Raw genomic sequence first — 545 nt, 5'->3', positions numbered from 1 at the left:
GGGGTCTCATGCTGCGCAACGGCGTCACCGCCGAGGGACGGGTTGTTCCGGCAGAGTGGATTGCTGACACTCAGCGTGGCGGTGACCGACAGGCAGCCGCTGGTTCCGTATTCCAGCAGGTGCACCCCAATGGCAGTTATCGCAATCAGTGGTGGGTGACGGGAGATGAGCGCGGCCGTTACTACGCCGCGGGAATCCACGGTCAGTTCTTGTGGATAGACCCGAGCACAGAGACGGTGATCGTCAAGTTTTCGTCGTGGCCCGAGTCAATTGCAGAGAAATGGACTCGATTCCACGCAGCCCTTTTCGACGACATTGCGCGCGCAGTCTAGTTACAGTGACAGCGCGCTCCCCGCGTCGTCTTTCGTCCCCAAATCAAACTTAATCATTCCGTAACGTTATGCCGTGGTGCTTTGCCCATAAGGTGTCGTTATGCACGGTGAAGCCGAAGGATCCGCCAATCTCGACGAACTCACTCGCGCGCTCGACCTGCACATGCTGCGCATCCTGGTCGCCATCAACGAAACCGGAAGCGTCTCCGCCGC

General features: G+C 59.1%; 1 pseudogene. It reads left to right on the top strand.

Annotation, left to right across the window (positions count from 1 at the left end):
• Positions 1–332 (top strand): annotated as a pseudogene (locus tag ADIWIN_RS20605) (6-aminohexanoate hydrolase); the annotation flags it as partial.
• Positions 333–545: the final 213 nt, after the last annotated feature.

The sequence above is a fragment of the Winogradskyella psychrotolerans RS-3 genome, from assembly GCF_000427335.1.
GTDB lineage: Bacteria > Bacteroidota > Bacteroidia > Flavobacteriales > Flavobacteriaceae > Winogradskyella > Winogradskyella psychrotolerans.
Note: the sequence above shows the minus strand (reverse complement) of the source record. Positions and strands in the feature narration are given on the sequence as shown.